This is a genomic window from Streptomyces sp. NPDC002870 (assembly GCF_042888505.1).
Classification (GTDB): Bacteria; Actinomycetota; Actinomycetes; order Streptomycetales; family Streptomycetaceae; genus Streptomyces.
The window spans coordinates 79440-101883 of record NZ_JBIAPW010000003.1 but is presented as its reverse complement, the minus strand read 5'-3'; the positions used below and the strand labels follow the sequence as shown (position 1 = coordinate 101883).

The following is a 22444-nucleotide window of genomic DNA, read 5'->3' as shown; positions in this document are numbered from 1 at the left end:
ATTTTTTGTAAGCTCATTGAGATGGCGCAGTACTCTGGAGGCATGGCGGAACACAGCGAAGAGGCGTGCAAGAGGGTCGATGGGGGCATCACGCGCGTCTTCGAGCTGCTCGGCAAGCGCTGGACCGGGCCGATCGTCTCGGTGCTGATGCAGCGCGCGGTGCATTTCGCGGAGCTGCGGCGGGCCATTCCGGGCATCAGCGAGCGCATGCTCTCGGACCGGCTGACCGAGCTGGGGGCGGCGGGGCTGGTCGTGCGAGAGGTCGACGAGGGGCCGCCGTTGCGGGTCGCGTACCGGCTGACCGAGGCCGGGGCGGCGATGGAGCCCGCTCTCAAGGAACTGGCGCTGTGGGCCGATACGCATCTGGCGAAGGGTGAGTCGGGCTCCTGTTAGCAGGGCTACCGGCTCGGGCGGAGGCTCGGGGCCGGGTGTGGGCGCTTGATCCATGCCGGCCGCGGAGTTGCGCGACGTTATCCACAGGGGGAGACGGCTGTCGGGCAGCGGCGGTACGGTCGTTGACAGTTGATGTTGAAGTCGGTACGACGACGGGGGAGGCAGCGCGTCATGAGCGAGGTTGAGACGGTGATGCCGGTGCAGCAGGTCGGGCCAGGGACAGGGCCAGGGACAGGAGCGACGGGCGGGGAGCGCATCCCGCTGGTGCCGGGCTTCGCACGGCGTCCGGGTCAGGAAGCGCACGGCCCTGCGGAGGACGCCCGGTCGCCGAAGGAGGCCGGGAAGGCGCTGCGAGAGCGGGTGCCGCGGGCCTCGCACGACTCGCTTGTGCTGGCGGTGGGGCGGCCCGACGCGGTCGAGGCCGTCGAGGAGTCCAGCCGCGGCCGGGTGCCCGAGCTCACGCCGATACGGGTGGGCCGCATGGCCGCCTCGCCCTTCGCGTTTCTGCGCGGCTCGGCGGGATTGATGGCCCACGACCTCGTGGGCACTCCGGTCACCGGGGTGAGCGCGCAGATCTGCGGCGATGCGCACGCGGCGAACTTCGGGCTGTACGGCGATGTGCGCGGCCGCCTCGTCATCGACCTGAACGACTTCGACGAGACCGTCGTCGGCCCGTGGGAATGGGACGTCAAGCGGCTCGCCGTCTCGCTCGTACTGGCCGGGCGGGTGGCGGGCGCGGATGAAACCGTCTGCCGGGCGGCCGCGTTCGACGCGGTGGGCGCGTACCGGCGCACCATGCGGCTGCTGGCCAGGCTGCCCGCGCTGGACGCGTGGAACGCCATCGCCGATGAGGAGCTCGTTTCCCACACGGACGCGCGCGATCTGCTCGGCACGCTGGAGCGGGTCTCGGAGAAGGCCCGTAACAACACCAGTGCGCGTTTCGCCGCCAAGGCGACGGAGGAGTGTGGCGACGGGGGACGGCGCTTCGTGGACGCGCCGCCGGTGCTGCGGCGAGTGCCGGACGCGGAGGCGGCGGCCGTCGCCTCGTCGCTCGAGGGGTATCTGCACACGGTGTCGGAAGACCGGCGGCCGCTGCTCGCGCGGTACGCGATCCACGATGTGGCTTTCCGGGTGGTGGGGACAGGCAGCGTCGGCACGCGGTCCTATGTGGTGCTGCTGCTCGACCATCGGGGCGAGGCACTGGTGCTTCAGGCGAAGGAGGCGCGAGCCTCGGCCCTGCTGCCCTATCTGCCGGCCGCCGGGTTCCAGGTGGCGGAGGCGGACCACGAGGGGCACCGGGTGGTGCTCGGCCAGAAGCGGATGCAGGTGGTCAGCGACATTCTGCTCGGCTGGACGACCGTCGACGGACGGCCTTTCCAGGTACGGCAGTTCAGGAACCGCAAGGGAAGCGTGGACCCGACGGCGCTCGCACCCGACGAGGTCGACGACTACGGGCGGATGACCGGCGCGCTGCTGGCCCGGGCGCATGCGCACAGTGCCGACCCGCGACTGCTCGCCGGGTACTGCGGCAAGAACGAGGAGCTGGACGAGGCGGTGGCCGGCTTCGCCATGACGTATGCGGACCGTACGGAAGCGGATCATGCGGAGCTGCTGGCGGCGATCAAGAGTGGGCGGATAGCCGCTGAGCTGGGGGTGTGACGGGGGGCTTCGTCGCGCCCGTAGGGTGGGCGGGTGACCCAGGATGCATCCGGCGGGCCGACGACCCGGAACGACGAAGAGCAGGACGCGCAGCCACGGCCCGAGGCCCGGCTGGAGAAGGCGGTGCGCGCGGCCGAGCAGGCGCTGATCGAGTTCGAGATCGCGCTGGAGACGTTCCGGGTGGAGGTGGAGAACTTCTCCCGGCTGCACCACCAGAAGCTCGGCCCGATGTACGCGCGCCTGGACGAGCTGGACGCGCAGATCGCGGAGGCCCGGGCCGCTCGTAGCGGCGACCCGGAGGATCTGCGCAAGGCGCAGGAGGCGCGGGCGATGGTGATGCCGATGCCCGGTGTCGAGGAGCTGTTCCACGACTGGATGGACTCCGAGGGCCTCTCCCCCGAGGCCGCCGCGATGCTCAACGAGCAGCCCGTGCGGGCGCCGAAGCGGGTGCGTCCCAGCGAGGAGGCTCGCAAGCTCTACCGCGAGCTGGCCCGCAAGGCGCACCCGGACCTGGCCCAGGACGAGGAGGAGCGGGCACGGCGCGACGAGTTCATCACGCGCGTGAACGCCGCGTACGGGCTCGGCGACGCGGCGCGTCTGCGGGAGCTGGCCGAGGAGTGGGCGGCCGGGCCTGTGCCCGCAGAGCAGCCGCTCAGCGAGAGCGAGGAGCTCTACGCCCGGCTCGAGTGGCTGTCGCAGCGCAAGGAGCTGCTGACCGCGGTCGCGCAGGAGCTGGAGGAGAGCGCGATCGGCGCGATGCTGAAGATGGCGCCCGAGGACCCCGACCGGCTGCTGGAGGAGATCGCCGAGCAGCTGCTCGCGCAGGTCGCCGAGCGTGAGAAGGAACTGTCCGGACTGGTGCAGTAGGTTTCCTGAGGTCTCAGACCCGAGAACCCGCCGCGTATGTTCTAGATTTTCTGTATGTGCGAGATGTGCCCGATGCATGAGAGAAGGCAGGATCCATGAATTTCGCCCCGCTGCCCTCGGTGGACGCCTCGGCAGTACCGTCCGATGGCCTGGTACTGGACGTCCGGGAGGACGACGAGTGGGCCGCCGGGCATGTCAAGGGCGCACTGCATGTCCCGATGAGCGACTTCGTGGCCCGCTTCGGTGAGGTGACCGAGGCCCTGGCCGACGGGGGCCGGGCGTATGTGATGTGCCGGGTCGGCGGGCGGTCCGCGCAGGTCACCCAGTACCTGGTGCAGCAGGGCATCGACGCGGTGAACATCGAAGGCGGCATGCTCGCCTGGGACGGCGCCGGCCGTCCGATGGTCACCGACACCGACAACCCGGCGTTCGTCCTCTGAGGCTCGGGGCCCGCGGCTCGGAGTGGCTGCCGAGCCGTTAGCCGAGGGGGTGGGCGGCCAGCAGGTCGCCCAGGGCCTCCTGATGGGCCGCGGCCGGGCCGAGTGAGAGCTCGAGCTGCTTGGCCCAGGCGTGGTAGCGGTGCAGCGGATAATCGGTGTCTGCGCCGAAGCCGCCATGGAGATGCTGCGCGGTCTGGACGACGCGGCGTACGCCCTCCGAGGCCCAGATCTTCGCCACCGCGACATCGCCGGACACCGGCAGCGGGCCGCCGACTCCCGTGCTCCCCCGCGCCGGGGTCAGCCGCCAAGCCGCCTGCCAGAGGGTCGCTTCCATCGCGCGCAGATCGATATAGCGGTCGGCGGCCTGGACGGCGACCGCCTGGAATGTCGCGACTGGGAAGCCGAACTGCTCGCGTTTTCCGGTGTACTCGCTGGTCATCGTGAGCACGCCCTCGCCGAGCCCTAGAGCCAGTGCACAGGTCCCGGTGGCCAGGAGCTGGCGCAGCCACTCCCAGGCGCCGTCGGCGTCGATCAAGTCGCGGCTGTCGATCCGCACGGAGTCGAGGCCGACCTCGGCGAACCGCTCGCCGCTGGTGGAGATCTGCTCGCCGAGCGTGATCCCTTCACGGTCCCGGGGGATCAGGGCGAACACGGCCCGGCCGTCCCCGGTGTGCGCCGGTACGGCGATCCGGTCCGCGGACTGCGCCCAGGGCACGCCCGTCTGCACGCCGTCGAGCACCCAGCCTGCCCCCTCCCCGTCCCTGTGCGCGGGGTCAGGGCGCGCGGCGACGGCGAGCTCGGCGGGGTCGTGGCCGGTGCGGCCGTTGGCCCCGACGGTGAGCGCCAGTTCGCCGCGGCCCACGCGGGGCAGGATTTCGTCGCTCAACTCGGCGCTGCCGTAACGCTCCACGGCCATGGCGACCGCGCTCGTCTCCAGCAGAGGCACCCGCGCCAGCACCTTCGCGGACTCGCGCAGCACCAGGCAGAGCGCGATGGGATCGAGGCCTGCTCCGCCGTGCTGTGGCGACAGGACCAGGCTCAGCAGATCGCAGTCCGCGAGCCTGGCCCACAGCGGCCGGTCGAACTCCTCGGCCACCGCGCCCGGGGTGAGCGCGGGGCTCGGCACTCCGTCGGGCGCGACGCCCGAGAAGACCGCCTTCGCGGCCTCGACCGCCGCCTGCTGCTCCTCGGTGAAGGTGAAGTCCACTGCCCTGTCCTCCCACGCACCGTGCTGTCCTGAATGCTGCCCGAATCCATATCTGACGGACCGTCAAGATAGAGCAGGTTCTGTAAAAAGAACACAGCGTGGGCGGAGCGACCCCGGCGTCCGCTCAGCGGTCGAAGTCCAACTCCACTTCCGGTGTGGCCGGATGGGACTGGCAGGCCAGCACATAGCCCGCCTCGGTCTCCTCCGCCTCCAGCGCGAAGTTGCGGTCCATGCGCACCTCGCCCGAGACCAGGAAGGCCCGGCAGGTACCGCAGACTCCGCCCTTGCACGCGTACGGCGCGTCGGAGCGGCTCCGCAGCACGGTCTCCAGCAGCGACTCGCCCTCCCGCACCGGCCACTTGCCGGAGCGCCCGTCCAGGGTCGCGGTCAGCTCGGCGTGGGCCGGCGCGGTCGCCGCCGCCGGGCGGGCCGTCGAGCCGTCGTCGACGTGGAAGATCTCCTCGTGGATACGGCTTCGGTCCACCCCGAGCCCGCGCAGCGCGCGCTCGGCCCCCTGGACCAGGCCGAAGGGGCCACACAGGAACCAGCCGTCCACGTCGGCCACCGGAAGCAGAGCGGGCAGCAGCCCGGTCAGGCGCTCCTGGTCCAGCCGTCCGGACGGCAGCCCCGACTGCTGTTCCTCCCGGGAGAGCACGGTGACCAGCTGAAGACGGTCAGGGAAGCGGTCCTTGAGGTCGGCGACGTCGTCCAGGAACATCGTCGACGCCGCGGTTCGGTCGCTTCGTATCAGACAGAACCGAGCCTCCGGCTCTCGCGCCAGCAGCGTCGCCGCCATCGACAGCACCGGGGTGATGCCGCTGCCGCCTACGACCGCCGCGAAGTACCCGGGCCGCGGGGCGAGGAGGAAGCGGCCCATCGGTGGCATCACCTCGACGGTGTCGCCGACGCCGAGCTCCTTGAGCGCGAACGTCGAGAACTCGCCGCCGTCGACCAGCCGGATGCCCACGCGCAGTATCGGATCACCGTTGGCCGAGGCGGCCGGGGCGCAGATCGAGTACGTACGGCGGATCTCCTCGCCTTCCACCAGCCGGCGCAGTGCCAGGTGCTGGCCGGGGGTGTGGCGGAAGGACTCGCGCAGCTCGGGCGGCACCTCGAAGGTGACGGCCACCGAGTCGTCCGTGAGCTGTTCGACCTCGCTGACCCGGAGCGGATGGAACATCTACAACTCCTTGAAGTGGTCGAAGGGTTCGCGGCAGCTGACGCAGCGGCGCAGTGCCTTGCAAGCGGTGGAGGAGAACCTGCTCAGCAGCTCGGTATCGGCGGAGCCGCAGTTCGGGCAGCGTACGGAGAGCGTGAGCGGCACCGGCCCCTCCGCCGCGTGCGGACGGGGCGGGGCTATCCCGAACTCGGCGAGCTTGCGCCGTCCTTCCGCGCTGATGTCGTCCGTCGACCAGGCCGGGGAGAGGACCTTGACGACCGAGACGTCCGGTATTCCGTGGTCGTGCAGGATCTGCTCGATGTCCGAGGTCATGGCCTCGATCGCGGGGCAGCCGGTGTAGGTCGGGGTCAGCTCCACCTCGACCCTGCCGGGCGCGAGGATCTGAACCCCGCGCAGCACGCCGAGCTCCTCCAGCGTCAGCACCGGCAGCTCAGGGTCGGGCACGGAGCCGGCGAGCCTGCGCAGCTCCGCCTCCAGCCGCGTCTCGGTCCCGTCGGTCACGTCGGTCACGTCGGTCACGTCGGTCACGTCGGTCCCGTGGGTCACGTCGGTCACCATGACGCCCCCGGGTGGCTGCGGTGCAGATGCTGCATCTCCGCCAGCATCCGCCCGAAGGACTCGGTGTGCAGACCCTGCCGTCCCGCGCCCGCCGCCCAGCCGCCGGCCCGCGGCCCGTCGGGCACGGTCAGCGTCGCCCGCTCCAGGACGGCCGTGACGGCCTGAAGCCAACTGGCCTCCAGCGCCTGCCAGTCGACGTCCAGCCCTTCGACCGGCTGGAACATCTCGCCGGTGAACCGCCACAGCACGTCGCACGCCCGCTGCATCCGCTCATGGCTCTCGGCCGTGCCATCGCCGAGGCGCTCGGTCCAGTGCTCGGCGTGGTCCTGGTGGTACGCCACCTCCTTGACCGCCTTGGCCGCGAGCGCGGCGAACTCGCTGTTCCCCGCGGTCAGCTGCCCGTACAGCAGTCGCTGGTAGAGGGAGAAGTAGAGCTGGCGTGCGATGGTGTGGGCGAAGTCGCCGTTCGGCTGCTCCACCAGCTGGAGATTGCGGAACGCCCGCTCCTCGCGCAGATACGCCAGCTCGTCCTCGTCCCCGACGAGGGAGAGCAGCACCCGCGCCTGCCCCAGCAGGTCCAGCGCGATATTCGCGAGGGCGACCTCCTCCTCCAGGACGGGCGCGTAGCCCGCCCACTCCCCCAGCCGGTGCGAGAGCACCAACGCATCGTCGCCGAGGGCGAGCGCCGCGGCATTGGCCGTCGCGGTCACAGGTGCTTCACCCCTTCCGGGATCTCGTAGAAGGTCGGGTGACGGTAGGGCTTGTCACCGGCCGGCTCGAAGAACGAGTCCTTCTCGTCGGGCGAGGACGCGGTGATCGCCGTGGAGGGGACCACCCAGATCGACACGCCTTCGTTCCGCCGGGTGTACAGGTCGCGGGCGTTGCGCAGGGCCATCTCCGCGTCCGGGGCGTGCAGGCTTCCCGCGTGGGTGTGGGACAGCCCGCGGCGCGAGCGCACGAAGACCTCCCACAGCGGCCAGTCGGTCGAGCTGCTCATGCCGTCGCCTCCCCGGGCTTCGCGTGCTGTGCTTGGTGTTTCGTGGCGTACGCCGCGGCCGCTTCCCGGACCCAGGCGCCCTCTTCGTGGGCCTGGCGGCGCTGCGTGATCCGCTGTTCGTTGCAGGGGCCGTTGCCCTTGAGGACGTCATGGAACTCGGCCCAGTCGATCGCACCGAAGTCGTGGTGGCCCCGCTGCTCGTTCCACCGCAGATCGGGGTCCGGGAGGGTGAGCCCGAGGGCTTCGGCCTGCGGGACGCAGATGTCCACGAAGCGCTGGCGCAGCTCGTCATTGGAGTGCCGCTTGATCTTCCAGGCCATGGACTGCGCGGAGTGTGCCGACTCGTCGTCCGGCGGGCCGAACATCATCAGCGACGGCCACCACCAGCGGTTCACCGCGTCCTGCGCCATCTCGTGCTGGGCGGCCCTCCCCCGGGAGAGGGTGAGCAGCAGCTCGTACCCCTGGCGCTGGTGGAAGGACTCCTCCTTGCAGATCCGGACCATCGCGCGGGCATACGGACCGTAGGAGCAGCGGCAGAGCGGCACCTGGTTGGTGATTGCCGCGCCGTCCACCAGCCAGCCGATCGCGCCGACATCGGCCCAGGTCAGCGTCGGGTAGTTGAAGATCGATGAGTACCTCTGGCGGCCGGCGTGGAGCTTGTCGAGCAGCTCCTCGCGGCTCGTGCCCAGGGTCTCGGCGGCGCTGTACAGATACAGCCCGTGCCCCGCCTCGTCCTGGACCTTGGCCATCAGGATCGCCTTGCGCCGCAGCGAGGGCGCCCGCGTGATCCAGTTCGCCTCCGGCTGCATGCCGATGATCTCGGAGTGGGCGTGCTGCGCCATTTGGCGGACGAGCGTGGCCCGGTAGGCATCGGGCATCCAGTCGCGCGGCTCGATGCGCTCGTCCGCGGCCACGGCGGCGTCGAAAACCGCCTCGTACGTATCCGCAGTCACTGCCGTCATCCGGGCCCCCTACCGACCGATCGTTCGGTTCATTGACTTCAATGGTGAGTCGACGGCCCGTAGGGTGTCAACCCTGTGGATAACTGAGGTGGACCGATGGAGATCGGGGCGGGATGGACTCCTACGAGGACGAGGACGTCAACGGCGCCAGGGGCCTGAGCTCCGAGCCGCGGCCCGGCCGCGTCCCCAAGGCCCGTACGCAGCCCGAATCCCGACCTGAATCCCGACCTGAATCCCGACCTGAATCCCAGCCTGAATTCGAACCCGCGCTCGAGTCCGAGTTCCAGCACCAGCACCAGCAGGGGCAGGAGCTCAGGCAGCAGTTTCCGCCGGTCGCCCCTCCCGACGCCCCTGAGCCCGCAGCCTCCGAGCCCGCCCCCGTCCACGGCATGGCGGCGCTCTCCCTCCCCTACCAGGTCGCCGCCGCCGTCTCGCTCGCGATCATCGGCGCACTGGCCTGCCTCCACCTGGCCATGGTGTTTCTGCACGTCGCCCCGTCCAACACCGTCACCAAGGAGTACGGCAAGGCGGTCGACGGCTGGGTCTACCCCGAGTTCGAGCAGAACTGGAAGCTCTTCGCACCCAACCCGCTCCAGCAGAACGTCGCCGTGCAGGTGAAGGTCGAGTACACGGCCACCGACGCCGGCCGTAAGACCACCGACTGGATCGACCTCACCGCCGAGGACGGTGAGGCGATCCGCGGCAATCTCCTCCCCAGCCATGTCCAGCAGAACGAGCTGCGCCGGGCGTGGGACTTCTACGTCAACTCCCACGACAACGAGAACCGTGCGAGCGGAGTGCGTGGCCAGCTCTCCGAGAGCTATGTCCGCAGGATCGTGATGATGCGCCTCGACGCGCACGACCTGGGCGGCCCCGTCGAGCGCATCCAGCTCAGGTCCTCGACCCGCTCGGTCAAGGCCCCCGAGTGGAGCGAGGAGAAGATCGACACCCGCCCCGCCTACCGGGTCCTGCCCTGGTGGACGGTCACCGCCGCGGATCTTCCCGAAGGTGTCAGCAACGGCCGGACGGAGGCAGGCACGTGAGCGAGACCGCCGACCGCCGGGTCGCACGCGCTCTCCAGCACATCACCTCCACGGCTCTCGGCCCGTACCAGAGCGCCGTCGTCCGGATCGGCTTCGCCGCCACCTGGCTGCTCTTCCTGCTGCGTGAGCTGCCCAATCGCCATGAGATGTACGGCCCCAACGGTCCGTGGAGCTGGGACATGGCGCGGCAGCTCATAGCGGGCAATGACGCCTTCACGGCACTCATGTGGTCGGACACCACTTTCTGGTTCGAGGTCGCGTACGGGGTCGCCGTGCTGTCCAGCGTTCTGCTGATACTTGGCTGGCGTACCCGCACCATGTCCGTGCTTTTCATGGTCGGCGTGCTCTCGCTGCAGAATCGCTCCATCTTCATGGGCGACGGCGGCGACAACGTCATCCATCTGATGGCGATCTATCTGGTCCTGACGCGCTGCGGGCAGGTCTGGTCCCTGGACGCACGGCGCGCGGCGCGAGCGGCGGCGGTGGCGGCCGTACCGGACGCGCAGGGAGTGCCGGGGCAGGGCGCGCAGGGAGTGCCGGGGCGGCCGCCCCGCGACCGCGTCGGCCCCCTGCTCTGGGCGGTTCTGGGACTTGCCCTGGTCACCGCCACATTCCTGAACCGGACCGGCTGGCTCATCATGCTGCTCGTCGGCGTCCTCTGGGTGGGGCTCGGGCTGTGGTGGATGGTGAGCCGATACGCGCCGAAGAGCGAGCTGCGCACCCTGCTGGACGTTGTCGCCAACCTTGCCCACAATGCCGCTCTCGTCGTGATCATGGCCGAGGTCTGTCTGATCTACGCCACCGCAGGCTGGTACAAGATCCAGGGTTCCCGCTGGCAGGACGGCACCGCGCTCTACTACCCGCTCAAGCTCGATTACTTCACGCCCTGGCCGGCCCTCTCCGACCTCCTCGCCTCCGGCGGCGTGATGGTGATGGCGCTGACGTACGGCACGGTCATCGTGCAGGTCGCCTTCCCGTTCACGCTCTTCAACCGGCGCGTCAAGAACGTCCTGCTGGTCGCCATGATGCTGGAGCACGCGGCCATCGCCGTACTGCTCGGGCTGCCCTTCTTCTCACTCGCGATGATCGCCGCGGACGCGGTCTTCCTGCCCACCGCCTTCCTGGTCTGGCTCGGTGGGGGGGTGGCGCGCGGGCGGGACCGGCTGTTCTCGCGCGCGGACGTCGCGGGGCGGCTGGAGCAGCGGCGGGACAGCCCGGACAAGCCCCGGTCGCTCGTCGGGTGAGCACCACCGAAGAACCGATTCAGTACAACGACGCCTACAGCCCCGAGGTACCGCCTCTGAAGCGGTCCCGGGCCGTCGCGGGGCTACCGGTGGCGGCTTGCGCCCCTATCAGCACTGGTTGGGAACGCCTAGCAGCGGGGCAGGGTGCCGCTCTCCTTGGTGAGTTTGGTGCTGTGGGCCCAGCCTTCGGTGTTCGTCCCATCGATACGGGCGTAGATCCACTTGTTGCCGTAGGCGTTGGTGATGTAGCAGTGGTAGTAGAGCTTCACACCGGTCTTGACCACGGTCACGTACTGACATTCCGCGTACGGCCCGGTGTAGAGGTGGGACGTCTCGGCCAGGTAGCCGTAGCCGTCGCTGCGGTTCTCGTGGCCCCAGCCGGTGCAGGCCGTCGACACCGGGGTGGGCTCCTTCACCGTCGGGCTGGGCTTGGTCTCTGGGGAGGCCGACGGGCTCTCGGTCGGCTTGTCGCCTTCGACGCCGGGCTTCTTCGTGGGGCCCAGCTCCTCGTCCTCGTGACCGTCCGGCTCCTCCGAGGTCGACGGCTTCGAGGACGTGCCGGGAGAACCGGCGGACGAGGGGGTGCTGCCCCCGGTCGACCAAAGGCTGTCCGTGGGGAAGCCGACGCCGGGCGGCGTCGCCTGTGCGCCGTCCGTGGTCGTGCCGCCCTGTTGGGACGTCAGGGCGTAGGTGATGCCGGCACCTGCGGCGAGGAGCACGACGGCGGCCGCTGCCGCGACGACGGTGCGGTTGCTGCGGCGCCGTGCGCGATGGGCTGCCGTCCGGCTCGTCTCGGGAGCGGGGACTCCGGCGTGGCCCGCGACCGGCGCGCCGTGCTGCGGCAGCGTCGGCGGCAGGTCGGGCTGCGCGTAGCCGGCGTGCGGAGGCTCAGGCTGTGGGGCGGGCTGGGGGAACAGCGGGGGACCGAACGCGGGGGCCGGTGCGGCGGCGGCCGCAGCCCCGGGACCCACTGTGGGAGCGGGAGCGGGAGCGGGAGCGGGAGCGGGTGTCGGCGTCGGAGCGGCGGATGCGAGGTGCACCGTCCCGCCCGAGGCGACGCGCTCTAGCATGCCGCGCGCCTGTTCCGCGGTGGGCCGGTTCTCCGGCTCCTTCGCCATCAGCGCCTGGAGCACCGGCGTGAGCGGTCCCGCCCGGCGGGGCTCCGGCAGGGGCTCGGTGACGATCGCCGAAAGGGTGGACCACGCGGACGTGCGGCGGAACGGCGGAGTGCCCTCCACGGCCGCGTAGAGGGTCATGCCGAGCGACCAGATGTCCGACGCGGGACCGGGCTCCCTGCCCTGCGCGCGCTCCGGCGGCAAATAGTCGAGGGAACCGACGAGTTGACCGCTCTGGGTCAGCTTGGCCATGGCGTCGTCGCCGGAGGCTTCCATGCTGGCGATGCCGAAATCGGTGAGCACGACCCTGCCGCCGTGCTCGATCAGCACGTTTCCCGGCTTGACGTCCCGGTGGAGTACGCCGGCCCGGTGCGCGGCGTCGAGCGCGTCCATCAGCTTGGCGCCGATCGCGGCGACTTCGTGCGGCTCCAGTGTGCCGCGCTCCATCAGCACGTCGTCGAGCGAGGGCCCGTCGACGAGTTCCATGACGATGACCGGGAGGCCCTGCTCCTCGGTCACGTCGTGCACGGTGACCACGCCGCTGTGCCGGATACGGGCGGCGGCCTGCGCTTCCCGCTGCATCCGGGTCCGCACGTCGGCCAGTTCGGCTGCGGAGGTGTCGGTGAAAGCCCGCAGGACCTTGACGGCGACCTCTCGGTTCAGGAGTTCGTCCACCGCCCGGGCGACCACTCCCATGCCGCCGCGCCCGATCATGGAGGTCACCCGGTAACGCCCGCCGAGTACCTTGCCCGTCAGCTCTCCGCCATGCGCTTCCCCCGCGGTCACCGCACGCTCCGTTCCATGGTTGTTCGTGAACCATCAATCCGAAGTCCTCAAGGGTAGAGGCAGGGGCGTGAGGGGAAGGCGGCGGCCGTGCGCAGGTATGTGGCTGCCCATCAGGGTTGTCGCCCATGGCGGGCACGGCGGTCCCTGGCCGTGCGTCTCGGCTGGCGACAGATGTAAGAGCCGGGTGCTAACTTCCGCCGTCCAAGCCCGTGATCACCATGCCCTGCGTCAACGCCGCATACGTGCAACACGCGCAGTTCGACCAGAGCATTGCCGCCCTGCGCGCCATGGGCGTTCACGTGTTCTACGGGGAGGGCGGGTTTGTTCCCAACGAGCCGGGTCAAGGCCGACCGGACGCGTACCCATGGCACCTCACCCTCGCAGCCGCAGAGTCAGTCATCAGCCGACGCGATGCAGGCCGGACATAGGCCACCCCAAAGCAGGCCTCCAGGGCGCTATGCGATGCGGGAGAGCGGCTGTTCGGCACCGTAGCCTGAGGCGATGAGCGATGACGATGCCACGAGGGCTGTACGGCAGTGGAGTGAGGCCCCGCCTGATGCTGTGCTGCTCGACGGCTTCCATGCGCTGAAGCACGCGCTTCGGTTCGGGGCGGACGTACGAGTCGCAGTCGCGGCCAGCAAGGAGGCTGCCCTGGCGCTCGCTGCTTCGCTTGCCGACGACGTCACGGACCGCATCAGGGATCTTGTCGTACAGGTGCCAGTACAGACCCTGCGGGAACTGGTGCCGAGGATTCACCCCACACAGGTGGCCGCTCTGGCCACCAGGCGGAGCCGCCAGACGAACTTGGCGGAGTTGGGCAGGCTGCCACGGACGTCACCGATCGTCGTCCTGGACAACCCGCGCAATCTTGGGAATGTCGGGGCCGTGGTTCGTCTTGCTGCCGGTTTTGGCGTCACAGGCGTGGTCACGACCGGCGACATGGACCCGTGGCATCCCAACGTGGTGAGGGCGGGCGCGGGTCTTCACTACGCCACCGCCGTCGAACGGCTCCCCTCCAGTGATCTTCCGCCGGGACCGATGTATGTCCTGGACCCGGAGGGGGAGGACATCAGGTCTGTCGCCATCCCTGGTGACGCGCTGCTTGTGTTCGGCTCTGAGCGGCACGGGGTCTCGCCCGAGCTCCGGGGCCAGGCAACCAAGCTGCTGGCGCTTCCCATGCGGCCACAGGTGTCGAGCTACAACCTTGCCACCAGCGTGGCCATGGCTCTGTTCCACTGGGGAGGCCCGCTACAGGGACCAGACGCCCAGGACGACGGAGCCCGGGCACGGCCTCGCTGACCGCGTGGGCGGCGGCGGAGGATCTGCCGGTCATCCGCATCGACAACCTGCCGGGGGCCGTGCCGCTGGAGCGGACCGCGCTGCCGCGGCGCTGCGTACTGCTCTTCGGGCAGGAGGGGCCCCGGGTTGACGGAGGAGGCGCGTAAGCACGCGACGATGGTGTGCTCGATCGCGCAGTTCGGCTCGACGCGCTCGATCAACGCAGGCGCGGCGGCGGCCACGCGTGGGTGCAGCGGCACGCGGAAATCCCGCGCCCGTAAGCGACAGCGCGGCCGTCGGGCGGACCCCGCGTGCGTGCCGACAGCATGGTCCTCGCCGTCGGCACACACGCGCAGATCGCCGAGGTCTCACGCCTGGCGGCGGACCTCCACCACCCGGAAGCGGTTCGAGACGAACGCCCCGTCGCACAGCGCGGCATTCGCCGCCGGGTTGCCGCCCGAGCCATGGAAGTCGGAGAACGCCGCCGTCTGGTTGACGTACACCCCGCCCGTCAGGTTCAGGGAGAGCTGCGCCGACTCGTCCAGACAGACGTCCTCGATCGCGCGCTCCGTGTCCGACGACGTGGTGTACGCGCCGACCGTCATCGCGCCCTTGTCGCGGACCGTACGCCGCAGCAGCTCCAGCCCGTCCGCCGTCGAGTCCACGGCGACGGCGAAGGACACCGGGCCGAAGCACTCCGACAGATAGGCCGCCTCGGCGTCGGCCCCATCCCAGAATTTCCGCGCGCCGTCGAGCTTGACGATCACTGGCGTACGAACGACAGCATCCGGGAATTCCGGGTTGGCGATCTTCCGAGAGGGCAGGGCCACTTCGCCCAGCCCGGCGGCACCGTCCAGGCGCGCCTTCACATCGGGGTTGACCAGCGCGCCCAGCAGGGCGTTTGCCCGGGCGTCGTCGCCGAGCAGGCCGCCCACAGAGGCCGCGAGGTCGGTGACCACCTCGTCGTACGACTTGGGGCCGGCGTCCGTCGTGATGCCGTCCCTGGGGATGAGGAGGTTCTGCGGGGTGGTGCACATCTGGCCGCTGTACAGGGACAGCGAGAAGGCCAGGTTGGACAGCATCCCCTTGTAGTTGTCGGTGGAGTCGACGACGACGGTGTTGACGCCGGCCTTCTCGGTGTAAACCTGCGCCTGGCGGGCGTTGGCCTCCAGCCAGTCGCCGAAGCCGGTGGACCCCGTGTAGTCGATGATCTTGATCTCTGGGCGAACCGCCAGGGTCTTGGCGATGCCCTCGCCCGGTCGCTCGGCGGCCAGGCAGACCAGGTTCGGGTCGAAGCCCGCCTCTGCCAGCACCTCGCGGGCGACCCGCACCGTGAGCGCGAGGGGCAGCACCGCGCGGGGGTGCGGCTTGACCAGCACAGGGTTGCCGGTGGCCAGGGAGGCGAACATCCCCGGGTAGCCGTTCCACGTGGGGAAGGTGTTGCAGCCGATCAGCAGGGAGATCCCGCGTCCCGCTGTGGTGAAGGTCTTCCGCAGCTCCAGGGGGTCGCGCTTGCCCTGCGGCTTGGACCAGTCGGCGGCCGCGGGCGTGCGGGTCTGCTCCTCGTAGGCATACGCCACGGCCTCCAGGCCGCGGTCCTGGGCGTGCGGGCCGCCCGCCTGGAACGCCATCATGAAGGCCTGCCCGCTGGTGTGCATCACCGCGTGCGCGAATTCATGGGTGCGGGCGCTGATCCTCGAAAGGATCTCCAGGCAGACCAGGGCCCGAGTCTCCGGACCGGCCTCGCGCCAGGCGGCCATGCCCGCGCGCATCGCGGGCAGCAGGACGTCGATGTCGGGGTGGGGATACTCGATGCCCAACTCCGGGCCGTACGGAGAGATTTCGGCGCCCGTCCAGCCGTCCGTGCCGGGCTGGTTCAGCTCGAAGCGGGTGTCGCGGAGGGCCTCGAACGCCGCGAGTCCGTCGGCCGGCGCGCTCTCGCCGTATGCCTTGGGGTGCTCGGGATGCGGGGACCAGTAGGCGCGTGTGCGGATGACTTCGAGGGCCTGGTCGAGCGTCGGCCGGTGGGTCTCGGTCAGCTGCATGAAGGACCAACTCCTCGTCGAGCTGGGCAGGGAAGGAATGACAGAGTTAGAGTAACCGAACGATCGGTCGGTACAAGGGGGCCTGTCAAGCCTGTGGATAACTCATCGGGGAGGATCGCTCCATGACCGCCATCGATCAGAGCCGTACTGTCGCCGTGGTCGGCACCGGCACCATGGGGCAGGGCATCGCCCAGGTGGCCCTCGCCGCAGGGCATGGCGTACGCCTCTACGACGCCGTTCCCGGGCGAGCCGGCGAAGCCGCGGACGCCATCGGCGCGCGCCTCGACCGGCTGGTCGAGAAGGGCCGGATGGACGCCGCCGAGCGCGACGCGGCACGGACCCGTCTGTACCCGGCAGCGAACCTCGCCGAGCTGGCCGACGCAGCGCTCGTCGTCGAGGCGGTCCTGGAGCGACTGACGGTCAAGCAGGAGCTGTTCACGGCGCTGGAGGAGATCGTCGCCGACGACTGCCTGCTCGCCACCAACACCTCCTCCCTCTCCGTCACGGCCGTCGCGGGCGCCTTGAGACACCCCGGCCGTTTCGTAGGGCTGCACTTCTTCAACCCGGCGCCCCTGCTCCCCCTGGTCGAGGTCGTCAGCGGCCACGCCACCGACGAGGCGACTGCCACGCGCGCGTGGGCGACGGCGGCGGCCTGGGGCAAGACCCCGGTGCGCTGCGCCGACCTGCCCGGATTCATCGTCAACCGCATAGCCCGGCCCTTTTACGCCGAGGCATTCGCGGTGTATGAGGAGCACGGCACCGATCCCGCCACCATCGACGCCGTCCTCAGGGAATCCGGCGGCTTCAAAATGGGCCCCTTCGAGCTCACAGATCTGATCGGCCAGGACGTAAACGAGGCCGTCACGCGTTCCGTCTGGGAGTCCTTCTTCCACAGCCCCAAGTTCCTCCCTTCCCTCGCGCAGCGCCGGCTCGTCGAGTCCCGCCGCCTGGGCCGGAAGTCCGGCCACGGCTGGTTCCCGTACACCGAAGGGGCGACGAAGCCCGCACCGCACACGGCGGAGCCGGCGAACGCCCCCGAGTACGTCGTGGTCGAGGGTGATCTGGAGCCCGCCGGAGAGCTGATCGCGATGATCCGGGAAGCGGGCATCGAGGTGCGGCAGAAGGACGAGGACAAGGGGACGCGGCTGGTGCTGCCCAGCGGCGGTCAGCTGGTCCTCGCCGACGGCCAGACATCCGTCGAGTTCCGCGATGTCGTCTACTTCGACCTGGCACTCGACTACCGGTCCGCGACCCGGATCGCCCTGTCCGCCGCCGACGGCGTCGGGGACGCGACGCTCGGGCAGGCGACCGGCCTCTTCCAGGCGCTCGGCAAGCAGGTCAGTGTCATCGGTGACGTACCGGGCATGATCGTCGCGCGTACCGTCGCGATGCTCGTGGACCTGGCACTGGACGCGGTCGCCAAGGGGGTCGCGACCAAGGAGGACATCGACACGGCGATGCGTCTGGGGGTCAGCTACCCCCTGGGGCCCATCGAATGGAACGACAGCCTGGGGCGGGACTGGGCGTGGGAACTGCTCGGCAATCTCCATGAGAGTGTGCCGACCGGACGTTACGCGCGGTCCCTCGCGCTTCATCAGTGGTCGTACGCGACCTCCCAGGAGGACGCCTCATGACCACCGCCAAGCGCGACACGTACACCCCTGAGACACTGCTGACCGTCGCCGTACGGATCTTCAACGACCGCGGCTACGACGGCACCTCCATGGAGCATCTCTCCAAGGCGGCCGGCATCTCCAAGTCCTCGATCTACCACCATGTGGCGGGCAAGGAGGAGCTGCTGCGCCGCGCGGTCAGCCGGGCTCTCGACTCGCTCTTCGCGATCCTCGACGAGCCGGGAGCCGTCCGCGGGCGGGCCATCGAGCGGGTCGAGTACGTCACCCGGCGCACCGTCGAGGTGCTGATGGCCGAGCTGCCCTATGTGACGCTGCTGCTGCGTGTACGGGGCAACACCAAGACCGAGCGGTGGGCCATGGAGCGGCGCCGGGAGTTCGACCAGCGGGTCGCCGACCTGCTGAAAGCAGCCGCGGCGGACGGTGATCTCCGCGCGGACATGGACATCCGGCTGGCCACCCGGCTGCTCTTCGGCATGGTGAACTCCCTGGTCGAGTGGTACCGGCCGCACCCGGGCGGCGGCTACGACGGCGACCAGGTCGCCGAGGCGGTCGTCCGGCTCGCCTTCGACGGCCTGCGCACGGACTCCTAGGTCTGTCCGTCTCCTCACCCTGCCAGGGCTCCTACAGCTGCTCGGCGTCCGGAGAGGGCGCCACGACCTGCCCCAGCCCCGGCCCCGGGTCGAGGTCCGTCTCCTCGAACACCAGCAGCGTGCGGGTGGACAGCACCTCCGGGATCGACTGGAGCCTGGTCAGGACGAGCTCGCGCAGGGTGCGGTTGTCCGAGGTGTGCACCAGCAGCAGTACGTCGAAATCGCCGCTGACCAGCGCGATGTGCGCGGCTCCGGGCAGCGCCTGCAGCTGCTCGCGCACCGTTCGCCAGGAGTTCTGCACGATCTTGAGCGTGATGTAGGCGGATGCACCCTGACCTGCGCGTTCATGGTTCACACGGGCACTGAAACCGCGGATCACGCCGTCGTCGATGAGCCGGTTGATCCGGGCGTAGGCATTGGCGCGGGACACATGGACCCGCTCGGACACGGAACGTATCGAGGCGCGACCGTCCGTTTGCAGGATCCGCAGGATGTCCCGGTCGATGGCGTCGAGCGGGCGCGGCGGAGGTGTCTGCTCAGCCCGGTCCCCGCCCTCGGCCATTTGTTCAGCTGCCATATCCCCCCGCCTTCCTAGCATGGACGACCTGTCTCTATCCCAGGCTGTGGAGAACCGTTTGTCCACAGGCTGAAGGTGCCTGTAGCCAAAATGCGTCCACGACCGAACAATCGGTAGGGGAGGCGCGCCATACTCGGGCCGCTTCGTCGTCGCTCCCACGAGGAGGTGCTCGCGTTGAGAAAGAGCAGCATGACGGTCCAGGAGCTGCCCGGTGCCGCCGCCTACCGGCCCACCCCGCCGCCGGCGTGGAAGCCCCGTACCGACCCCGCACCACTGCTCCCGGACCCGGAGCCGTACCGCGTGCTCGGCACGGACGCCGCAGCCGGGGCGGACCCCGAGCTGCTGCTGAGGCTGTACGCGCAGCTGGTACGCGGCCGCAGGTACAACGCCCAGGCCACCGCCCTGACCAAGCAGGGCCGGCTCGCCGTCTACCCGTCGAGCACCGGGCAGGAGGCGTGCGAGGTGGCGGCGGCGCTGGCGCTGGAGGAACGGGACTGGCTCTTTCCCAGCTACCGCGACACCCTCGCGGCCGTGGTGCGCGGCCTCGACCCCGTGCAGGCCCTGACCCTGCTGCGCGGCGACTGGCACACCGGCTACGACCCTCGCGAGCACCGCATAGCGCCGCTGTGCACCCCGCTCGCCACCCAGCTGCCGCACGCCGTGGGCCTGGCGCACGCCGCCAGGCTCAAGGGGGACGACGTCGTCGCGCTCGCCATGGTCGGCGACGGCGGAACCAGCGAGGGCGACTTCCACGAGGCGCTGAACTTCGCCGCGGTCTGGCAGGCCCCGGTCGTCTTCCTCGTGCAGAACAACGGCTTCGCGATCTCGGTGCCACTGGCCAAGCAGACCTCCGCGCCGTCGCTCGCCCACAAGGCCGTGGGGTACGGCATGCCGGGCCGGCTCGTCGACGGTAACGACGCGGCCGCGGTGCACGAGGTGCTCGGCGAGGCCGTCGCGCGAGCCAGGCGCGGTGGCGGCCCGACGCTGATCGAGGCCGTGACGTACCGCATCGACGCGCATACGAACGCCGACGACGCCACGCGCTACCGAGGCGAGGGCGAGGTCGAGACCTGGCGTGCACACGATCCGATCCGGCTGCTGGAGCGGGAGTTGACGGAGCGAGGACTGCTCGACGAGGACGGCAAGCGGGCGGCGGCAGACGCGGCGGAGACGATGGCCGCGGATCTGCGCGAGCGGATGAACGCCGACCCGGTGCTCGACCCGATGGACCTGTTCGCGCATGTCTACGCGGAGCAGACCAGTCAGCTCAGGGAGCAGGCGGCGCAGCTGCGGGCCGAGCTGGAAGCGGAGGGAGAGGCGCGATGACCACGGCCGCGGTGAAGCCCGCATCCATGGCACAGGCCTTGCAGCGCGCGATGCGCGACGCGATGGCAGAGGACCCGGCCGTTCACGTGCTGGGGGAGGACGTCGGAGCGCTCGGAGGGGTCTTCCGGGTCACGGACGGCCTCGCCAAGGAGTTCGGCGAGGACCGCTGTACGGACACGCCGCTCGCCGAGGCGGGCATCCTCGGCACGGCCGTCGGCATGGCTATGTACGGGCTGCGGCCGGTCGTCGAGATGCAGTTCGACGCCTTCGCGTATCCGGCGTTCGAGCAGCTGATCAGCCATGTTGCACGGATGCGGAACCGCACGCGGGGTGGGATGCCGCTGCCGATCACCGTGCGCGTGCCGTACGGCGGCGGAATCGGCGGTGTGGAGCACCACAGCGACTCGTCAGAGGCGTACTACATGGCGACTCCGGGGCTCCATGTCGTCACGCCGGCCACGGTCGACGACGCGTACGGGCTGCTGCGGGCCGCGATCGCCTCCGACGACCCGGTGGTCTTCCTGGAGCCGAAGCGGCTGTACTGGTCGAAGGCGCAGTGGTCGCCGGAGGCGCCGTCGGCGGTCGAGCCGATAGGCCGGGCCGTGGTTAGGCGCCCGGGGCGCAGTGCCACGCTGATCACATACGGGCCTTCCGTGCCGGTCTGCATGGAGGCGGCGGAGGCCGCCGCGGCCGAGGGCTGGGACCTGGAAGTCGTCGATCTGCGCTCGCTGGTGCCCTTCGACGACGAGACGGTCTGCGCGTCCGTGCGGCGTACGGGACGGGCGGTCGTCGTCCATGAATCAACGGGCTTCGGAGGGCCGGGCGGGGAGATCGCGGCGCGGGTGACGGAGCGCTGCTTCCACCATCTTGAGGCGCCCGTGCTGCGGGTGGCCGGGTTCGACATTCCGTATCCGCCGCCGATGCTGGAGCGGCACCATCTGCCGGGAGTGGACCGCGTGCTGGACGCGGTGGCGCGGCTGCAGTGGGAGGCGGGGAGCTGATGGCTCAGGTGCTCGAATTCAAGCTCCCGGACCTCGGGGAGGGACTGACCGAGGCGGAGATCGTGCGCTGGCTGGTGTCGGTCGGCGACGTCGTCGCGATCGACCAGCCCGTCGTCGAGGTCGAGACGGCCAAGGCGACGGTGGAGGTGCCGTGCCCGTACGGAGGCGTGGTGACCGCGCGCTTCGGTGAGGAGGGCGCGGAACTGCCGGTCGGGGCACCCCTGTTGACGGTTGCGGTGGGGGCGCTGGAGTCGGCCGGTTCGGACGGTGGCGGTGCCGGCTCCTCCGCGGCCGCGGGCTCTGCGGGGTCCTTGGGCTCGTCGGGGTCCTCGAACGAGTCGTCCGGCAACGTTCTCGTCGGCTATGGGACGGGGGCGCCTGCCGCCCGCCGTCGCCGGATCCGGCCTGCCGTTCCCGCCGCCGTCCCGGCTGCGGCTGCTGCTGCGCCGACGGCGGTACCCGCCCCGACTGAGGCTGGGGCTGGTGCTGAGGTCCCAGCTGCGGAGCCCGCGCGGCGGGCGGTGCGCGCGGGGGCGGTCGAGGACATGCCCCAGGGCGGGCCGGTGCCCGTCATATCGCCGCTGGTCCGGCGACTGGCCCGTGAACACGGTCTCGATCTGCGCAAGTTGACGGGGTCCGGGCCTGATGGCCTGATCCTGCGGGCCGACGTCGAGTCCGCGATGCGGGCCGTCGAGGCACCTGCCGCGCCCGAAGACGTCGTCGCCGCGGCCCCGGCCGCCGCCGCGTCGCGCGGTGAGCGGATACCGCTGCGCGGCGTACGCGGGGCCGTGGCCGACAAGCTGTCCCGCAGCCGGCGTGAGATACCGGACGCCACCTGCTGGGTCGACGCGGACGCGACCGAGCTGATGGCCGCGCGGGCCTCGATGAACGCCGCGGGCGGTCCGAAGGTCTCGCTCCTGGCGCTGCTCGCCCGGATCTGCACGGCGGCGCTCGCCCGTCACCCGGAGCTCAACTCCACGGTGGACATGGACGCCAGGGAGATCGTGCGCCTGCCCGAGGTGCATCTCGGTTTCGCGGCGCAGACCGAGCGCGGCCTGGTCGTTCCCGTCGTACGGGACGCGCACAGCCGCTCGGCCGAGTCGCTGAGCGCGGAGTTCGGACGGCTGACGGAGGCCGCCAGACAGGGGAAGCTGACTCCGGCGGATCTGACGGGAGGGACGTTCACCCTGAACAACTACGGGGTGTTCGGCGTCGACGGCTCCACGCCGATCATCAACCACCCGGAGGCGGCGATGCTCGGGGTCGGCCGGATCGTGCCGAAGCCGTGGGTGCACCAGGGCGAACTGGCCGTCCGCCAGGTCGTACAGCTCTCGCTGACCTTCGACCACCGGGTGTGCGACGGCGGCACGGCGGGCGGATTCCTGCGCTACGTCGCCGACTGCGTGGAGCATCCGGCGGTGCTGCTGCGCAGCCTGTAGGGCGAGCGCACAAGAAGAACCCACGAGAGAGGGCTGCACCAGAGATCTGATCGGCGCAAGAGAGAGATCCACTCGGGGCTCCCCGCCCACGCGATCGCGGCCC

At 70.4% G+C, this 22444-nt stretch carries 21 protein-coding genes and 1 pseudogene; 13 read left to right on the top strand and 9 right to left on the bottom strand.

Annotation, left to right across the window (positions count from 1 at the left end; genetic code table 11):
• The first annotated feature begins 42 nt into the window (after positions 1-42).
• The 4 genes from ACFYWY_RS05025 to ACFYWY_RS05010 all read left to right on the top strand — a co-directional run bounded on the left by ACFYWY_RS05025 (position 43) and on the right by ACFYWY_RS05010 (position 3359).
• On the top strand, positions 43-393 hold the full coding sequence (locus ACFYWY_RS05025; protein WP_389179850.1) for a winged helix-turn-helix transcriptional regulator: 351 nt from the start codon (positions 43-45) through the stop codon (positions 391-393).
• A 171-nt stretch (positions 394-564) separates the two neighbouring features.
• Complete coding sequence (locus tag ACFYWY_RS05020; protein WP_389179847.1) at positions 565-2052, top strand: DUF2252 domain-containing protein; 1488 nt, start codon at positions 565-567, stop codon at positions 2050-2052.
• 33 nt (positions 2053-2085) lie between these two features.
• Complete coding sequence (locus ACFYWY_RS05015; RefSeq protein ID WP_389179844.1) at positions 2086-2919, top strand: J domain-containing protein; 834 nt, start codon at positions 2086-2088, stop codon at positions 2917-2919.
• Positions 2920-3014: 95 nt separating this feature from the next.
• Positions 3015-3359 (top strand): rhodanese-like domain-containing protein, encoded by a 345-nt coding sequence (locus tag ACFYWY_RS05010; protein WP_389179841.1) that lies wholly within the window; start codon positions 3015-3017, stop codon positions 3357-3359.
• 37 nt (positions 3360-3396) lie between these two features.
• On the opposite strand, the gene ACFYWY_RS05005 is transcribed toward ACFYWY_RS05010, so the two are convergent.
• From ACFYWY_RS05005 to paaA, 6 genes are all read right to left on the bottom strand, one after another.
• Positions 3397-4566 carry an acyl-CoA dehydrogenase family protein gene (locus ACFYWY_RS05005; protein ID WP_389179838.1) on the bottom strand — a complete coding sequence of 390 codons (1170 nt, stop codon included), beginning with the start codon at positions 4564-4566 and terminating at the stop codon, positions 3397-3399.
• A 124-nt stretch (positions 4567-4690) separates the two neighbouring features.
• A complete protein-coding gene (locus tag ACFYWY_RS05000; protein ID WP_389179835.1) occupies positions 4691-5746 on the bottom strand; it encodes a 2Fe-2S iron-sulfur cluster-binding protein in 1056 nt (351 codons plus the stop codon).
• Entirely contained in the window at positions 5747-6304 is a 558-nt protein-coding gene (gene paaD / locus ACFYWY_RS04995; RefSeq protein WP_389179832.1) for a 1,2-phenylacetyl-CoA epoxidase subunit PaaD, read from the bottom strand.
• A complete protein-coding gene (gene paaC, locus ACFYWY_RS04990; RefSeq protein ID WP_389179829.1) occupies positions 6298-7014 on the bottom strand; it encodes a 1,2-phenylacetyl-CoA epoxidase subunit PaaC in 717 nt (238 codons plus the stop codon). Before paaC ends, paaD begins: the two co-directional genes overlap by 7 nt.
• A complete protein-coding gene (paaB, locus tag ACFYWY_RS04985) occupies positions 7011-7301 on the bottom strand; it encodes a 1,2-phenylacetyl-CoA epoxidase subunit PaaB (protein ID WP_254372136.1) in 291 nt (96 codons plus the stop codon). Before paaB ends, paaC begins: the two co-directional genes overlap by 4 nt.
• Positions 7298-8263, bottom strand: coding sequence for a 1,2-phenylacetyl-CoA epoxidase subunit PaaA (gene paaA, locus ACFYWY_RS04980; RefSeq protein WP_389179824.1), 966 nt, complete (start codon positions 8261-8263; stop codon positions 7298-7300). Before paaA ends, paaB begins: the two co-directional genes overlap by 4 nt.
• Positions 8264-8376: 113 nt before the next feature.
• On the opposite strand from paaA, the gene ACFYWY_RS04975 reads away from it, so the two are divergent.
• Complete coding sequence (locus tag ACFYWY_RS04975) at positions 8377-9306, top strand: DUF5819 family protein (protein ID WP_389179821.1); 930 nt, start codon at positions 8377-8379, stop codon at positions 9304-9306.
• Positions 9303-10550, top strand: a complete 1248-nt coding sequence (locus ACFYWY_RS04970) for an HTTM domain-containing protein (RefSeq protein WP_389179818.1) — start codon at positions 9303-9305, stop codon at positions 10548-10550. Before ACFYWY_RS04975 ends, ACFYWY_RS04970 begins: the two co-directional genes overlap by 4 nt.
• 128 nt (positions 10551-10678) lie before the next feature.
• On the opposite strand, the gene ACFYWY_RS04965 is transcribed toward ACFYWY_RS04970, so the two are convergent.
• Positions 10679-12451, bottom strand: a complete 1773-nt coding sequence (locus tag ACFYWY_RS04965; RefSeq protein WP_389179816.1) for a serine/threonine-protein kinase — start codon at positions 12449-12451, stop codon at positions 10679-10681.
• Between the two features lie 501 nt (positions 12452-12952).
• Here ACFYWY_RS04965 and ACFYWY_RS04960 point away from each other — a divergent pair.
• Positions 12953-13750, top strand: coding sequence for a TrmH family RNA methyltransferase (locus ACFYWY_RS04960; RefSeq protein WP_389179814.1), 798 nt, complete (start codon positions 12953-12955; stop codon positions 13748-13750).
• Positions 13723-14010 (top strand): annotated as a pseudogene (locus ACFYWY_RS04955) (TrmH family RNA methyltransferase); the annotation flags it as partial. The gene ACFYWY_RS04960 and the pseudogene ACFYWY_RS04955, both read left to right, overlap by 28 nt.
• An 87-nt stretch (positions 14011-14097) precedes the next feature.
• Here the strand turns inward: ACFYWY_RS04955 and paaN are convergent.
• Positions 14098-15774: a phenylacetic acid degradation protein PaaN gene (gene paaN, locus ACFYWY_RS04950; RefSeq protein ID WP_389179811.1), complete on the bottom strand. Its 1677-nt coding sequence runs from the start codon at positions 15772-15774 to the stop codon at positions 14098-14100.
• Between the two features lie 122 nt (positions 15775-15896).
• On the opposite strand from paaN, the gene ACFYWY_RS04945 reads away from it, so the two are divergent.
• A complete protein-coding gene (locus ACFYWY_RS04945; RefSeq protein WP_389179809.1) occupies positions 15897-17408 on the top strand; it encodes a 3-hydroxyacyl-CoA dehydrogenase in 1512 nt (503 codons plus the stop codon).
• Positions 17405-17998, top strand: coding sequence for a TetR/AcrR family transcriptional regulator (locus tag ACFYWY_RS04940; protein WP_389179806.1), 594 nt, complete (start codon positions 17405-17407; stop codon positions 17996-17998). The genes ACFYWY_RS04945 and ACFYWY_RS04940 overlap by 4 nt, the downstream gene beginning before the upstream one ends.
• Positions 17999-18029: 31 nt before the next feature.
• Here the strand turns inward: ACFYWY_RS04940 and ACFYWY_RS04935 are convergent, their stop codons facing one another.
• Complete coding sequence (locus ACFYWY_RS04935) at positions 18030-18560, bottom strand: Lrp/AsnC family transcriptional regulator (RefSeq protein WP_389180668.1); 531 nt, start codon at positions 18558-18560, stop codon at positions 18030-18032.
• Positions 18561-18764: 204 nt separating this feature from the next.
• Between ACFYWY_RS04935 and pdhA the strand changes: the two genes are divergently transcribed.
• From pdhA to ACFYWY_RS04920, 3 genes are read left to right on the top strand one after another with little or no spacing between them, the layout of a single operon-like run.
• Positions 18765-19901 (top strand): pyruvate dehydrogenase (acetyl-transferring) E1 component subunit alpha, encoded by a 1137-nt coding sequence (pdhA, locus tag ACFYWY_RS04930; RefSeq protein ID WP_389180665.1) that lies wholly within the window; start codon positions 18765-18767, stop codon positions 19899-19901.
• Positions 19898-20902 carry an alpha-ketoacid dehydrogenase subunit beta gene (locus ACFYWY_RS04925; protein ID WP_389179803.1) on the top strand — a complete coding sequence of 335 codons (1005 nt, stop codon included), beginning with the start codon at positions 19898-19900 and terminating at the stop codon, positions 20900-20902. Before pdhA ends, ACFYWY_RS04925 begins: the two co-directional genes overlap by 4 nt.
• Positions 20902-22341 carry a dihydrolipoamide acetyltransferase family protein gene (locus tag ACFYWY_RS04920; protein ID WP_389179800.1) on the top strand — a complete coding sequence of 480 codons (1440 nt, stop codon included), beginning with the start codon at positions 20902-20904 and terminating at the stop codon, positions 22339-22341. The genes ACFYWY_RS04925 and ACFYWY_RS04920 overlap by 1 nt, the downstream gene beginning before the upstream one ends.
• Positions 22342-22444 lie beyond the last annotated feature (103 nt).

What these genes read in the sequence shown, in the direction of transcription:
- ACFYWY_RS04935 (WP_389180668.1), bottom strand. Translation starts at nt 18,560, where the DNA reads ATGGCCGAGGGCGGGGACCGGGCTGAGCAGACACCTCCGCCGCGCCCG.
- ACFYWY_RS04925 (WP_389179803.1), top strand. Translation starts at nt 19,898, where the DNA reads ATGACCACGGCCGCGGTGAAGCCCGCATCCATGGCACAGGCCTTGCAG.
- ACFYWY_RS04960 (WP_389179814.1), top strand. Translation starts at nt 12,953, where the DNA reads ATGAGCGATGACGATGCCACGAGGGCTGTACGGCAGTGGAGTGAGGCC.
- ACFYWY_RS04975 (WP_389179821.1), top strand. Translation starts at nt 8,377, where the DNA reads ATGGACTCCTACGAGGACGAGGACGTCAACGGCGCCAGGGGCCTGAGC.
- paaN (WP_389179811.1), bottom strand. Translation starts at nt 15,774, where the DNA reads ATGCAGCTGACCGAGACCCACCGGCCGACGCTCGACCAGGCCCTCGAA.
- paaB (WP_254372136.1), bottom strand. Translation starts at nt 7,301, where the DNA reads ATGAGCAGCTCGACCGACTGGCCGCTGTGGGAGGTCTTCGTGCGCTCG.
- ACFYWY_RS04920 (WP_389179800.1), top strand. Translation starts at nt 20,902, where the DNA reads ATGGCTCAGGTGCTCGAATTCAAGCTCCCGGACCTCGGGGAGGGACTG.
- paaA (WP_389179824.1), bottom strand. Translation starts at nt 8,263, where the DNA reads ATGACGGCAGTGACTGCGGATACGTACGAGGCGGTTTTCGACGCCGCC.
- ACFYWY_RS05020 (WP_389179847.1), top strand. Translation starts at nt 565, where the DNA reads ATGAGCGAGGTTGAGACGGTGATGCCGGTGCAGCAGGTCGGGCCAGGG.
- ACFYWY_RS04940 (WP_389179806.1), top strand. Translation starts at nt 17,405, where the DNA reads ATGACCACCGCCAAGCGCGACACGTACACCCCTGAGACACTGCTGACC.
- pdhA (WP_389180665.1), top strand. Translation starts at nt 18,765, where the DNA reads ATGACGGTCCAGGAGCTGCCCGGTGCCGCCGCCTACCGGCCCACCCCG.
- ACFYWY_RS05025 (WP_389179850.1), top strand. Translation starts at nt 43, where the DNA reads ATGGCGGAACACAGCGAAGAGGCGTGCAAGAGGGTCGATGGGGGCATC.
- ACFYWY_RS04945 (WP_389179809.1), top strand. Translation starts at nt 15,897, where the DNA reads ATGACCGCCATCGATCAGAGCCGTACTGTCGCCGTGGTCGGCACCGGC.
- ACFYWY_RS05000 (WP_389179835.1), bottom strand. Translation starts at nt 5,746, where the DNA reads ATGTTCCATCCGCTCCGGGTCAGCGAGGTCGAACAGCTCACGGACGAC.
- paaD (WP_389179832.1), bottom strand. Translation starts at nt 6,304, where the DNA reads ATGGTGACCGACGTGACCCACGGGACCGACGTGACCGACGTGACCGAC.
- ACFYWY_RS05010 (WP_389179841.1), top strand. Translation starts at nt 3,015, where the DNA reads ATGAATTTCGCCCCGCTGCCCTCGGTGGACGCCTCGGCAGTACCGTCC.